The sequence below is a fragment of the Bacillus sp. A015 genome (genome assembly GCF_053851875.1).
Window position 1 is genome coordinate 196,544 of record NZ_JBSPZB010000004.1, and the last position, 12,262, is coordinate 208,805.

Genomic DNA, 12,262 nt, shown 5'->3' on the forward strand with positions numbered 1-12,262 from the left:
AAGCTCCTTTTCCAAATAAAATAAGCACCCGCAATGTACGAGTGCTTTCTAAAGACTTAATTCAATTAGATCAAGCTCTAACTTGATTTTTTCTTTTTCTAAATGGCTGCTTTGATGCTGCTTTAAATGCCGCTGGGCGATCGAAACATCTGTGTCTTCATAAGCCGGATAAGTGACTATTGACACATCAGTAATTCGGGAAATGTTCGTTAAGCTCCGCAATGGCAGCCCCGATTTTTCATCTCGTTTAAAGCTGTCGCCGTTTTTAGCAAGATGAAAACCGAATGAACAATTTGAAACGTTGCCAAGTCTCAAGTTTTCGTATAGATCATTAGCGTATTGCGTGTTAGGTAAAGACAATTCAAAACGCAATCCAATGTCATCCACAGATAGTTTCAGCGTTCCGGCTTTTGTTCTTCCTAAAATCTTTGACGGATCGTGATCAATAAGCGCCCTTACATCTGACATATCAGCATTTTGCAGCGCTCGTTTTTCAATGGTTTCGATGAAGCCGCCCAGGTTTTGGCTGCGTGTACCGAATTTCAAAGCGTAGCCTGTAATCTTCCTGCCTTTATCGGTTTCTTCTGTCGCCTTTAGCGAACCTTCTTGAACGGCTCTAATCTCCTTCTCCAATATCATCACCCCCTTTATCGACCGTAGGAATCGGAAGCCCCTTCGCCTTCGCTTTTTGGATTTCGTCCATAATGTCAACATCCACATAGTTCAAACTCATAAAGCGCCTATCTCCATTTTCAATAGGCGCAATCCCGTATTCTGCTAACGCATCATTCTGTGAGTAAATGCCGTTTTGAAGTAATGCAATGACATTTTCCCGCTTTGTTTTAGCGTCTGTTTCCTTAAATCTTCTTGCGTCAAATTGAAAGCGTTTGGTCCTGCTTTCCGGGTAAAACAGCATTTTGAAATTTAACTCCGCTGTAATGGCAGCAAAGTAATTTGAAAGGGTGTTTGTCAAATAATCCAGGTTCGCTTGTTCTAGTGAAGTGTTCACTTGCTCGATTCCCAACTTATGAGGCGGCAACCCGAACACTTTCGCAATTTGTTTGGTTGAATGCGTGTAGTTATTGACGATCTCAAGAACCTTTGTACTGATTTCGAGCTGCTTAAATTCTTCGTTTTCGCCTAATACAGCAATTCTTTGTTGATTCCTCACTCCTGAATTAACCTTTTCAAATTCATTACGCACGTTTTCCCTTGCTTCGGGCGACGGTACGCCTTTTTTAAGCGTTACAATGCCGCTCAAATTTGTACCACGTCTGAAAAAGTCCGTGACAAGCCTTTTGCCCGCTTCCTGGCTTTCAAGTTCATGCTTGAGACATGATAAGAGGCTCTTTCCGTTTACCCCATCCAGTGAGGAAAACTTGATATGCAGCACGTCAGACGGTTTCAAAATAGTTTCTTTTCCGTCAGAAGGATAATAACGATAAACAATATCGTTTCGTCCCTTTATCTGATCAACCGAGACTTCACTATTTAACATGTGAATAAGCTCCCAGGGCGTGCCGCCTTTATCCCGTTTGATATAAGCAAACGATTGACCGTTTAAAAGCGCATTAGCGACAAGAATATATTTGAATGAGTACCCCGAGTAATATTCGTTAGGGCGCTCGTTGATAAGCTGAAACAAGTCACTATCCTTTTCTTCTATTCCTTCGTTTCTAATCATGATCGGACTTGCTGCTATGTCAGACGCCAATACGTGAACCGCTGTGAACACATCACTATTTTTAATGGCTGTTGCCGGAACATAACTTAAACCATCTAAGCCCACCAAAATTTCGTTAAATTCCCTTTGCCCTGCGCTTTGTTGATTTATTGATCTAAAGAATGCCAATTCCCTCTACCCCCTTTCTGTTTCATGGTTGAGAAGAATGGCAACAAAGACTAGCAAAATACCACTAGCCGCTATCCCCAAAATCATTCCGACCATATAAACGGCGGTATTGATGAGGACTAGCCCTAACAAAAACAAAAGAGTATGAAGGTTCGATATGAAGAACCGCCATACTCCTAAAATTAGATGATTAAATTGTTTTGGCACTCTTTCCCCTCCTTCTATATTCCAAAGTCTTCACTTTGATAGTAGGCGTCCCAATCTGTTTCGTTTTGTTCGTAATGGTACATTGCTTCTGTATATGCATTCATTAAAGCAGCGATCGGGTCAATTTTTTCACGGTTCAAGTCCTTGTCGATCTGCACCGTATCATTGACCTTTTTCAAAATGGCGTTATTAATTGCAAGGTTTAGCAATGGGTTGTTTGTATGCAGGAGACGTTGATCCATGACGTTAAGTCTAAAATTTTTCGTTGGTTCTGATAACGTCCTTACCCCTTGTCTTACTTCAATAGCAGGGTATCCGTAATGTTCAATTTCATTTAAAAACAATGAAATGTTATATGGATCATAAAAGATGCCCTTCACTTGCAAATCATTTTTCGTTATGTGATCGACCATGTAATCAATCACTTGTTGTAAATTAATGATGCCGGACTCTTTGTCTGTTATTGTGCAATACCCTTCTTGCTCAAGCCGCTTGTAGTCAATTTTGTCACGCTGTATCTTGTTTTCTAAACCGCCTTTACGCCCGACAAACGAATGACTATCAACATAAAAGTTTTCCTCGGCATCCTCTAAAGGATAAATAAAGCCAAGTGAAGATAAATCTTCCGACCTGGATAAATCCACACCGATATAAACAGGCTTCCCGTATATATCCGGCTTCTCCTCAACGGCGCAATCTTTCCAATCGTCACCGTTCAATAAACTATCTGACGAAGCAGAACGCCACAAATTAAAGTTTTTAACAAGCGTTCCGTTCAAATCGTCTTTTTCCTGGGCTTCTTTCAATTTTTTTCGTAGGTTCTTGAGCAATTTCTTTTTCATGCTTTCAACTTCAAGCAACGGGTTGCTTTTTATCCAAGTGCTTTCGTCGCTTATCTCTTTTTCATCATCTTGCTCATAGATAACCGCAAAATAGTTTTCGTTCTCTTTCTTCCCGCTCAAGATATCCGTTACATACGGATATTCTTGTGCATACATAGGACCGTTGAGCTTAAAACCCGCTGTACTAATGATCAAGATAAGCCCCTGGTCTTGCTGACCTTGTGAGGACTCTAAAACCTCAATCATTTTTGTATTTGTAGCCGTGTGAAACTCATCAAGAATACCGACCAATACGTTTAATCCGTCAAGGTTGTCTGTATCACGAGATAACGGCATGATAATGCTATCTTCTAGCAAAAAACGGATTTCATTTTGAATGATCTTGGTCATTTTCTTAATTTGTTTTGATTTCTTCCGCAACTTTTTAAGTTGCATGACAATCATGTTAAAAACCGCTTTTGCTTGTTTGCGAGAGTTTGCCGTCGTGTAAATCTGTCGATCGTATCTAGGCGCATCACCGAAAAGCAATTCATATAAAGCAATCCCGGCAACAAGAACGGATTTACCGCCTTTACGTGCCATGCTTATATATGCTTTTGTAAATCGTCTATATCCTGTTTCTTTGTCTCGCCAGGCAAATATCATATAGACAATGAATTTTTGAAAGAGTGCTAAAGACGTAGGTTTCCCCGTTGAAATATCCGGCAGCATTTCAAGAAACTTTACAACCTTCGCCCCTTTTTTTGGCTTGTACTCGTATGGATAGTTAGGGTTTTTTGATTTTTCAAGATCCCGCAAATGTCTTTTACAAGCCTGGATGACTTTTTTACTTGCTACAATTTCCCCGTTCACTACTTTTTCAGCGTAAAGAGTACCGGGGTCTATTTTAATCGTCGTCATCCTGCCTCATTGCCTCAAATATATCGTCATCCTCGCTCTCTTCACCTAAACCAACTAGACGTAATCGAGCATCTAGCGCAAGACCAAGTTGCCCTGCAATAGCTCGAATCTCTTTCGACATTTGCATCATGATTTCAATAGACGGGTTTTTCTTTTTCACTTCAAACCCTTTACTATTCACTTCAAAAACGACTTGCCCCTCTTTTGCCACATCTTCTAATGCCTGGCGATACTGTGCGTAACTATTACAGTACATAGCCAACAAAGTGCGATCCAGTTCCGAAATAGGCAGCTCGATAATATGAGGGTAAATTCTGATCCATTCGTTTTTTGCCATTGTTGACAGCCAATAAGGCGGGTTCTCTTTCAATGGCGAAATGCCTTTCAATTTTTCTTCATGCTGCTGCCGCTGCTCTCGTTCTTCGTTTGATATTTGCCCTTTTAATGTGTCCGTCATTTGTTTTCTTCTCGCCAATAAAAACCACCACCTTTCAGCAAAATCCAACCTATTAATTTTAGGCAAATAAACAAATGAGAAATACCGCTCTATCTCAACGCCTGTAAAGGACCAAGCCATTTTATGAATGAGTGAAAAACCGCAAAAAACAGGAAAAATCAAAAATCCATTTCAACACTTTTTTTAAAGTTGAGGGGACGCCGATTTCCAGGAATCAAAAAAGCCCACCCCGTTTAATATTGGGGGGACTTCTTTGTATATTCGAGCCTTAAATCCAGTAAAAATTTCTTTACTTCGTTTATAAACTCAAACAAAAAATCTTTTTCTATATTAATCGTAGTTGCGCCCTTAACATGCTTAAACCTTTCAATTATTTTGCTTAATCGTTTAGGATTTTTAGACATACTGATGAATCCTGAATTATGAACAATACAATTTCTTAGTTCATAAACATTCTGTATATAATTCCAGTACGATTTACTATTTGGAAATGAACCATGTTCAGCTTTTGCGTATTTTGAGATTTTTTGAAGTATATTTCCTTGCAAACTAACTAAAGTTTCATTTTCTAGTCTAAATAAACTTATTAACTCTACCTCTAAAAAAGAAATTATACTTACTAGTAGAGATTGTCTTAATAAGTTTGGGTAGGCAACTTGAAGGTTATAAAAATTATCTAGGTTATCGTTTAAATATTTATTTTTATCATATTCATTAAGTGTATTTAAAAAAGAAATTTCTAAATTGGATTCTTGATCAATTTTTTCTTCAATTAATTTCGCATACTCTTTAAAAATCTCTAATTTACTAACTATAAAGATGTTAAATATTTCTTCGTCCCAAACTGTTACCTTTGCCATCTTTATCCCCCTAATTTTGGTATATTTAATTATTATAACAGTTAGGACGAGCGAAAGGTTGATCACTTCCGAAAAGTAATCTGGTTATGATGAAACTGACAAAGCACTTCAAGATTGTTTAAGTCATTACGCTCTATATCATCATGAAACACCTCTCTAAGCTCTTTATGCTTATGATGGACTACTAACCTATTGGACATGTTTACACGTCCTTCTGCGGCACACACAGCGCATCTGTAATGACTCTCACGCTTCTTTGCTTCTCGAAGTAATTTCCATTCTCTGCTTTGATAGTATTTGTAATGTGCTTCGTTCTCCCTGTTGTATCTAACATCTTTGTTGTATTGCTTATCAGCATAGCCCTGGTGCTTTGTACAATAGCGTTCGGTCCAGTCTATATATTCCCGGCAGGCGGGAACGTTACAACGTTTTAATGGCATCACTTATTACCTTCACTTGTAAAAGACTCAAGCTTCTGACAAAGATGTATGTTAAAGCTGTTTTCATTTTTGTTGTTAGTTCTTCGTTCAAATTCTTTTTTTGCCTCTGAAAAATCTCCATAATACAAAATGAAGGGATCGCAATCATAATCCGTTAAGACCACATAGCCCGATTTCATAAGTCACACTCTCCTTTTTTATTTGATCTAAGCCGCCCCTGTTTGTTAGCCGCCATTGATTTTGTAAACAGACAGGGACGCTTTACAGCAAATAGAAAAACACCGCCATGAAAGACGGTGCTTCAATTATTATTTAATATAAAATTCGCTAGTGTAGAACGTACCAATCGTTTCAACGTGGTTGCCCTGCTTGTCATATCGTTCAGCATCCACCTTAAATCGGTATGTCCCTTTTTTGTTCCCGAATGATTCCTTTATGTCAAATTGATCATAAAGTTTTTCACCTGGGTTGAGTGGGTTTGGGCTGTTCGTTTTAAGCGTTACCCACTTTCCACCTTCCTTACGTTGAGGAATAAGGTTTGGACCAGCACTAAAGTCGTTATGGTTTTGCACCGCAATTCGTACGACCTTGTCCTCACCTAGAATATGATTGGCTTTTGTCGGGTTCGCCGACACTCCAAATCCTGACGCCATAATTAATCAACTCCTTTTAAATTTTAGTGAATGAAAAAAAAACGACCTCCTTCGGAAGCCGTTCTCATCTATCGCATAATACAATATTACAACCTTTTTTCTGTCATGCTGCGCCAACATTACGCCAAAAATACGCCAGTTTTCCGCCAAACAAAAAAGCATCCAAAGGATGCAATTTATATAACTATTCAATATTAAGTAAATCCTCTACCAAGTCTAGTATTTCAAAATCCGTCAAAGAATTATATAAGAGCACTGTGCCATCAACATTAATTCTAATTGTTACAGATTGTTGAGGCATATCATAATTTATTATGACCGCAGATAGTTGACCCTTTCTTAACATTTCGCTGTAATATTGGGTATCGTGAACTCTAGTTCCTCCCATACTTACGGAACTAACTGTTTCAATTTTGACTTTAAAACGTGCGTTTCTTACATCTGATGCCGCGTCAATTATTTTTAAAATATCAAACTTGTGTTGTTCATATTCATCTCCAAAATTCTGCTCCAAAATCTCTTTCGCTTTTAAAGAACTATCTTTTCTGCAAAGAGTGACTAAATTGCCCACACCCTTCACTTTCTTATTTTTGACTTTTACGTATGCTTGATACATATCTTGTTTAATCACTTCATGTACTACTTCGCCTTTAACCCTAACAGTTTGAGCGAACACTTCATCATTAATAATTTGGATATTTTGATATCCAGTGGGTGAAATACTATTGATAAGGATATAAGTTTGTAGTTTTTCCTCATATCCATTTATTATCTCGTTTTTCTCATGGGAAAAAACCTCTAACGTTTCATCATTTCCAACATCATTTAGCTTGTCATAAATATTAATGCTTATAATACTCAATCCAATTACCCCTCCAACAGAAGACATTTTTTTGTAATATCTTCTATTGTATCATAATTATGGTGATTTATGGATATATAATCTTTAAAAATTGTTAATTCTTGATTTGTTTCAGTTTGTTGAGTTCTTTTTTTAAACATCTTACGTTCCAATTGGTCTATAGAAAAATTACATTGAAAATATTGTATATGCTCTGGACCTAATCTTTGAATCATTAGTCCATAAAATGGATTTTTCATGGTTATGAAATAAATATTCATGCTATAACTTTCATCTCTAAAATCAATTCTAGAGTTAAGTTTATTGAACAATTTCCTTAGATTTTTCAGCTTATCAACAGCAGTTGACTTCGTAGCAGTTATCGTTCCAAATAATAATTCTACTGTGACGTACTCTTCGTTACTACAGTCAAGATTATATTGAACAGTAAGAGTGTAGTCCGAGAATTCGTATTGTTTTTTATTCTTCAGATTAAAAACTCTTTGTCTTTTTCCAAATACATCATTAATTACCTCTTCTAAGATTCTAAAAAAATCAAGGTCTCTTCGGACTGACACACTAACTGTCAATTTCCATTTTGTATCTCGCCATTTCTTAAACCTTTTTACAAAAAAGAAATAAAATTTGGGATATTTATTATATAGGAACTGAAAAAGAGCAGTAACACTTAATAGCCATGGAATTGCACTAAAGATTATTTTTAGAATTTTAAAAATAGCAATAAAATCCATGATAGGTTCCTCCAAAATTCTTATTGTAATCATTTTACACTAATCAGCTGATATTTATATTATTTCCAGCAAAATTTATTTACTGCTGTAAATAATATGCTTCAACAATAGAATAACATTACCTGAAATAATTAAAAATTTGCTTTATGTATCTCTATATTTAGAGCAAAAGCCAAATTAATAAACGCACGTGCTTTGAGACGAGCATAAGACCTTTCACTCATGCCGATTTCATTATATACCTGGTAATCGAAAACAGGTTCTTGCTGCATGTAACGTTTTATAATGATCTGCCTCTCATTATACGGAAGACGATTGACCGCTCTTTGCACCTTCTCAAGAAAGGCATTTCGTTTTTGTTCCCATTCAATCCGTTTAATAGCTGTGCTTTCAGTGGATGAGCGGAAAGCGTTGGTAGTGGCGGGCGGCACTATGCTGAATCCTCCTGTTATCTTCGGCAGCATATCATCGGGAACTTGAAGAAGATACAAACGATAGTTGTCGAGTATACTTTCAACTCTTTTTCTAGTTTCTTTTTTGTCTATTACAGGTGGTTCACCCAACATAAAAATACTCCCCCCTTTTTATTTGCTTTTAAATGCCCCGCCACGCCCTCTTTTATATGTTGGGCGATAAATTACCCATAAGCTCTCTTAATTCTCTTTCTGAAAGCTCCTGCGTGTGATTTCGGGTACATTTGTTCTCAGGAACGTCAGTTCTTTTAGTTGACATAGATTTATAACCCGCTTTTAGAAAAGCAGCTCTCAACGTTTTCATTTTGTTTTCTCCTTTTCTGAAAATAAAAAAAGGGGACACCAATCACACACAGCGCTTTGCTGTCATGATCAGTGCCCCCCGGCTTTCCGGTAGAACGGTTTTATTCAAATAGTTCGCCTTCGTTAAAAATCAATCGAGTCACTTTGTTATTGTGGGTGACAATTTTTGTTTCACCATGAGCTGGCAGCTGTGCATATCTCGCCACGCCATCAGATAAAACAAAAAGAATAGGCTCTTTTCCTATGTTCTCTATATCTATAATTTTACTTGGAACGTCCTGTAATCTCAAGTCTTTCATTGCCTCCTTAATTTATATACATAACCGCTAAAGCTGACAGCGATCCGAACACGATATAAAAGATTAGTAGTCTCTTTTTCATTTCCTCGCCTCACCTTGCTACTGGATCTGAACGAAAATTTTGTTGAGTTAAATTTCTTGGGGAACGTTAAGCATATATTGCTTTTCTAGTTCTTTGTCATCCATTTTCTCGTAATACTCCCGAGAAAATCCTCGCCCCGCTACGCATAGCCATTCTATGAAAAATTGTCTTTGTTTCTCTGTTAGACGCTCTTTTTCATTGTTCATATGCCCGATTCCTCCAATTGAATTTTTGTATGATAGCTCTTCAAATGCTCATTCATTCTCGAATGAAATTTCGGTTGTAAGTAAAAGAAAAGTTTTTCTTCTGGGTCCGTCATTTTTATCACTGACTTTTCGTATACAAGGAATTCGATCAGCAATATCAAGGCGTACTGATTGAGCTTTATCGCCTCTTTATACCAATCTTTGACCGTCATGCCGATTCCCTATATTCCAGGTTGACGAATTTGTTATATTCTTTGACGAACGCTAGTGAAACAGTACCGACTGGACCGTTACGCTGTTTAGCAATAATGATTTCAATGATGTTCTTATTCTCTGTTTCTTTGTCGTAATAGTCATCACGATAGAGAAATGCGATAACATCAGCGTCTTGCTCGATCTGCCCCGATTCTCTAATGTCTGACATCATAGGGCGCTTCTCCTGGCGTTGTTCGACTCCACGTGAAAGCTGACTCAATGCAATGACAGCAATATCCAATTCCCTTGCCATTTGCTTGAGCATACGGCTTATTTCTCCGATTTCTGCTTGTCTGTTTCCTCTATGGACTGGATTTCCGACGATCAATTGCAGATAGTCAATAATGATCATTATGTCCTTGCCTTCAAATTCCCGTTTCATTTTGCGAGCCTTTGCCCAAATGTCATTTATCGTCATGCCTGGTTGATCAAATATTCTAAGAGCGGCACAATCTAAAACCCCGTTCACTTTGCTTAATCTGCCCCACTCATCAGCGTTTAAATTACTCGTGCGGATGGATTGAGCGTTAATGTTACCTATGCTTGATTGCATCCGTTTTATTAATTGCTTACGTGACATTTCAAGCGAAAAGATGCCAACCGCTCCGCCTTTACCTAAATTAAGCGGGTTTTCCATGAAGTTGCTTGCTACATTCAAACAAAAGGCGGTTTTTCCTACGGATGGACGAGCGGCGACGATTATAAATTCTTGCCGCTGAAAACCCGACGTCATTCGGTCCAATTCTGTAAAGCCGCTAGGCATACCAGTTACATCACCTTTAGGCGTTTCTAACTCTTGATAGATTTCAACTAGGTCATTATTGATAGACCCGTCGTCGTCTGTGCCTGTTGCATCCTCTAAACTCATGAGAGAGCTTATACCCTCTTGTATAGTTTGACTCGTATCGTCGCTGTTGGAAGATTCTTTAAGTTTGACACCAACTTTCGCAATCTCTCGCTTTTTCCAATAATCAATAATTAGATTTTCATAGAATGCTTGTTTTGCTGTAGTGATTGAGGCATTCATCAATTCAGTTAAGTATTTTCTTCCGCCGATCCCCTTTAGGCTTTCTCGACCCACATGCTCAATAACTGACACAATGTCGATAGGATCGCCGTTTTTATCAAGCTCTTGAAAGGCTTTGTAAATAGATTGATTTTGCTGTCGGTAGAAATGAATTGGCTTGAGCTGCGAATATTTAATCAAATCCGGCTCTTGCAAGATTGCGCCTAGATATTGCTGTTCTGCTTCGTCGTTGAAATAAAATACCGCTCCTGTCATGATGGATCACCTATCCCAAGTACCTTTCGTATCTCTGCTTTATGCCGTTCGATCTGTTCTAGTTCTTCCTCGGTTGGTTCTGCCTTGTCCATTTCAGAAAGATAGTTTTGAGTTTCATCGACGTTCGGTATGGCAGCGGACCGGTCTTTCCTTGCTTCTTTTGCTTTGATTAGATCAGCAACTTTTGGCGGAAACTGATTGTATTTCACATAAACGATCAAATTCGCCTCGATCTGCTCGTAATTCTCGGGCTTTAGGATTCTTGCCCATGCGTTGATTCTTTCTTGATCTATTTCAAAATGCTCGAAGTATGTCTTGATTAGTTTTAGTAATTCAAGTGTTTCTTTTTTAGTCATCCGTCAAATCAAACTCCTTTTCATTCAAGACAGCGTTTTTTCTCTTTGCTGCTTCTCTTTCGCTTTTAATTCTTACGGTCAATTTATCAAACTGCTTTCTAAGACTCGCAGGACTCAATATATTTGATTTCCAAAAACTATCTTTTTGTGTCCAGTTAATCAAATACTTCACCTGTGCATCAGTCCGCTTGTCGATCTGCCTAATCAATCTAAAATCACTAGCCCATTTTTCCAGGTTCGGTTTTTTAGCTTGCGGATTATTTTCAATGATTCTTTGATAAAGCAAATTGGCATTCTCCATGTCACAAGGTTCGTACTTGTGACGAGAATTATTTATCTTCTTTTCATTCTTATCATTCTTTACATTCTTGTTTGTGGTCATTTGATGGTCATTTGATGGTCTTTTGTTGGTCAGACTGTTGTCGTTTTCGGAAGCTCCATCTTGATAAATAGCCCAATTATCAATGCTTACAATGCTGAATTTGTTGGTCTTTTTTATTGTCAAATATCCCATTTCTTGAAGCTGTTCCAACCAACGAAAAATTGTCTTTTCTCCCTTTACCCTGTCCTTAGATTTAAGACCGGTATTGTACATGTCCATCAAAGCAAAACGACCTGTTACAAAATCACCTGGCTTTAGCTTCACTTTTTGTCTACCCACTATCTGATCATGTTCCGTATGTGAAGCCTCTGTTAGACATATTAGCCATAACCTTAATAGCTGCGGATCATTGAAAATTGGGTTACTTCTAATCTTCCTATGCAACTTAATCCAACCGACCATTTTGAAATCACCTTACTTTAGAAAATTTACAATTTGTCTGTATGCTGCTTCACCCATCAAATAGCGGAAACCTTCTACGAATCCAGTTACATAAGCATCTTCAATTTCAAGACTGGCTTTTACTGCGTGAGCGTCATCAAGGTCTTTCAATAGCTTCACAAGATCATTTGCATGAGATAAAATCCCTTCTAATTTCTCGTACAAATCATCCACGTTCTCTTGTGTCCGTAAAGTGGCATCAGACCATTCGATCTCTGTTCCTTCCGTTTCATGAATTGTTTTAGCAGCAACATATTTTAAAACGGATACCATGCCCGCATCATAGAAATGAGCCTCTTTATCTTCTTGACGTCCGATATGCTGTAACTTTGCTCTAACTGTAGAAACCTTTGCAGGCGTACCCATTAATTTCATTAGA

At 37.9% G+C, this 12,262-nt stretch carries 16 protein-coding genes; all 16 read right to left on the reverse strand.

Features of this window, described 5'->3' with window-relative positions:
* Positions 1–48: 48 nt before the first annotated feature.
* Positions 49–639 (reverse strand): HK97 family phage prohead protease, encoded by a 591-nt coding sequence (locus tag ACSLGF_RS05530; RefSeq protein ID WP_456003184.1) that lies wholly within the window; start codon positions 637–639, stop codon positions 49–51.
* Positions 617–1,852: a phage portal protein gene (locus ACSLGF_RS05535; protein ID WP_456003186.1), complete on the reverse strand. Its 1,236-nt coding sequence runs from the start codon at positions 1,850–1,852 to the stop codon at positions 617–619. The genes ACSLGF_RS05530 and ACSLGF_RS05535 overlap by 23 nt, the downstream gene beginning before the upstream one ends.
* Positions 1,853–1,858: 6 nt before the next feature.
* The gene (locus ACSLGF_RS05540; protein WP_148959505.1) at positions 1,859–2,059 is read right to left on the reverse strand and encodes a hypothetical protein; all 201 of its coding nucleotides are present in this window, start codon (positions 2,057–2,059) and stop codon (positions 1,859–1,861) included.
* Positions 2,060–2,073: 14 nt separating this feature from the next.
* Entirely contained in the window at positions 2,074–3,801 is a 1,728-nt protein-coding gene (locus tag ACSLGF_RS05545) for a terminase large subunit (RefSeq protein ID WP_456003188.1), read from the reverse strand.
* Positions 3,788–4,276 (reverse strand): phage terminase small subunit P27 family, encoded by a 489-nt coding sequence (locus ACSLGF_RS05550; protein ID WP_106032434.1) that lies wholly within the window; start codon positions 4,274–4,276, stop codon positions 3,788–3,790. Before ACSLGF_RS05550 ends, ACSLGF_RS05545 begins: the two co-directional genes overlap by 14 nt.
* Before the next feature lie 215 nt (positions 4,277–4,491).
* Positions 4,492–5,118 carry a hypothetical protein gene (locus ACSLGF_RS05555; protein ID WP_456003190.1) on the reverse strand — a complete coding sequence of 209 codons (627 nt, stop codon included), beginning with the start codon at positions 5,116–5,118 and terminating at the stop codon, positions 4,492–4,494.
* Positions 5,119–5,866: 748 nt separating this feature from the next.
* The gene (locus ACSLGF_RS05560) at positions 5,867–6,211 is read right to left on the reverse strand and encodes a structural protein (protein ID WP_456003192.1); all 345 of its coding nucleotides are present in this window, start codon (positions 6,209–6,211) and stop codon (positions 5,867–5,869) included.
* 184 nt (positions 6,212–6,395) lie between these two features.
* Positions 6,396–7,073, reverse strand: a complete 678-nt coding sequence (locus ACSLGF_RS05565) for a hypothetical protein (protein ID WP_456003194.1) — start codon at positions 7,071–7,073, stop codon at positions 6,396–6,398.
* A 5-nt stretch (positions 7,074–7,078) separates the two neighbouring features.
* Positions 7,079–7,804 (reverse strand): hypothetical protein, encoded by a 726-nt coding sequence (locus tag ACSLGF_RS05570; RefSeq protein ID WP_456003196.1) that lies wholly within the window; start codon positions 7,802–7,804, stop codon positions 7,079–7,081.
* Positions 7,805–7,935: 131 nt separating this feature from the next.
* Complete coding sequence (locus ACSLGF_RS05575) at positions 7,936–8,370, reverse strand: ArpU family phage packaging/lysis transcriptional regulator (protein ID WP_456003198.1); 435 nt, start codon at positions 8,368–8,370, stop codon at positions 7,936–7,938.
* A gap of 311 nt (positions 8,371–8,681) precedes the next feature.
* Positions 8,682–8,870, reverse strand: a complete 189-nt coding sequence (locus ACSLGF_RS05580) for an XtrA/YqaO family protein (RefSeq protein ID WP_456003201.1) — start codon at positions 8,868–8,870, stop codon at positions 8,682–8,684.
* 138 nt (positions 8,871–9,008) lie between these two features.
* Positions 9,009–9,167, reverse strand: a complete 159-nt coding sequence (locus tag ACSLGF_RS05585; RefSeq protein ID WP_456003204.1) for a BH0509 family protein — start codon at positions 9,165–9,167, stop codon at positions 9,009–9,011.
* 208 nt (positions 9,168–9,375) lie between these two features.
* Positions 9,376–10,704, reverse strand: coding sequence for a replicative DNA helicase (gene dnaB, locus ACSLGF_RS05590; protein WP_456003206.1), 1,329 nt, complete (start codon positions 10,702–10,704; stop codon positions 9,376–9,378).
* Positions 10,701–11,060 carry a hypothetical protein gene (locus tag ACSLGF_RS05595; protein WP_456003209.1) on the reverse strand — a complete coding sequence of 120 codons (360 nt, stop codon included), beginning with the start codon at positions 11,058–11,060 and terminating at the stop codon, positions 10,701–10,703. Before ACSLGF_RS05595 ends, dnaB begins: the two co-directional genes overlap by 4 nt.
* Complete coding sequence (locus ACSLGF_RS05600) at positions 11,053–11,844, reverse strand: Replication protein O (RefSeq protein ID WP_456003212.1); 792 nt, start codon at positions 11,842–11,844, stop codon at positions 11,053–11,055. The genes ACSLGF_RS05595 and ACSLGF_RS05600 overlap by 8 nt, the downstream gene beginning before the upstream one ends.
* Positions 11,845–11,856: 12 nt before the next feature.
* Positions 11,857–12,258 carry a DUF6809 family protein gene (locus tag ACSLGF_RS05605; RefSeq protein WP_456003214.1) on the reverse strand — a complete coding sequence of 134 codons (402 nt, stop codon included), beginning with the start codon at positions 12,256–12,258 and terminating at the stop codon, positions 11,857–11,859.
* Positions 12,259–12,262 lie beyond the last annotated feature (4 nt).

Excerpts from the sequence above, each read along its gene's own strand:
- ACSLGF_RS05545 (WP_456003188.1), bottom strand. The coding sequence starts at position 3,801 with ATGACGACGATTAAAATAGACCCCGGTACTCTTTACGCTGAAAAAGTA.
- ACSLGF_RS05585 (WP_456003204.1), bottom strand. The coding sequence starts at position 9,167 with ATGAACAATGAAAAAGAGCGTCTAACAGAGAAACAAAGACAATTTTTC.
- ACSLGF_RS05575 (WP_456003198.1), bottom strand. The coding sequence starts at position 8,370 with ATGTTGGGTGAACCACCTGTAATAGACAAAAAAGAAACTAGAAAAAGA.
- ACSLGF_RS05570 (WP_456003196.1), bottom strand. The coding sequence starts at position 7,804 with ATGGATTTTATTGCTATTTTTAAAATTCTAAAAATAATCTTTAGTGCA.
- ACSLGF_RS05560 (WP_456003192.1), bottom strand. The coding sequence starts at position 6,211 with ATGGCGTCAGGATTTGGAGTGTCGGCGAACCCGACAAAAGCCAATCAT.
- ACSLGF_RS05605 (WP_456003214.1), bottom strand. The coding sequence starts at position 12,258 with ATGAAATTAATGGGTACGCCTGCAAAGGTTTCTACAGTTAGAGCAAAG.
- ACSLGF_RS05555 (WP_456003190.1), bottom strand. The coding sequence starts at position 5,118 with ATGGCAAAGGTAACAGTTTGGGACGAAGAAATATTTAACATCTTTATA.
- ACSLGF_RS05600 (WP_456003212.1), bottom strand. The coding sequence starts at position 11,844 with ATGGTCGGTTGGATTAAGTTGCATAGGAAGATTAGAAGTAACCCAATT.
- ACSLGF_RS05530 (WP_456003184.1), bottom strand. The coding sequence starts at position 639 with ATGATATTGGAGAAGGAGATTAGAGCCGTTCAAGAAGGTTCGCTAAAG.
- ACSLGF_RS05595 (WP_456003209.1), bottom strand. The coding sequence starts at position 11,060 with ATGACTAAAAAAGAAACACTTGAATTACTAAAACTAATCAAGACATAC.
- dnaB (WP_456003206.1), bottom strand. The coding sequence starts at position 10,704 with ATGACAGGAGCGGTATTTTATTTCAACGACGAAGCAGAACAGCAATAT.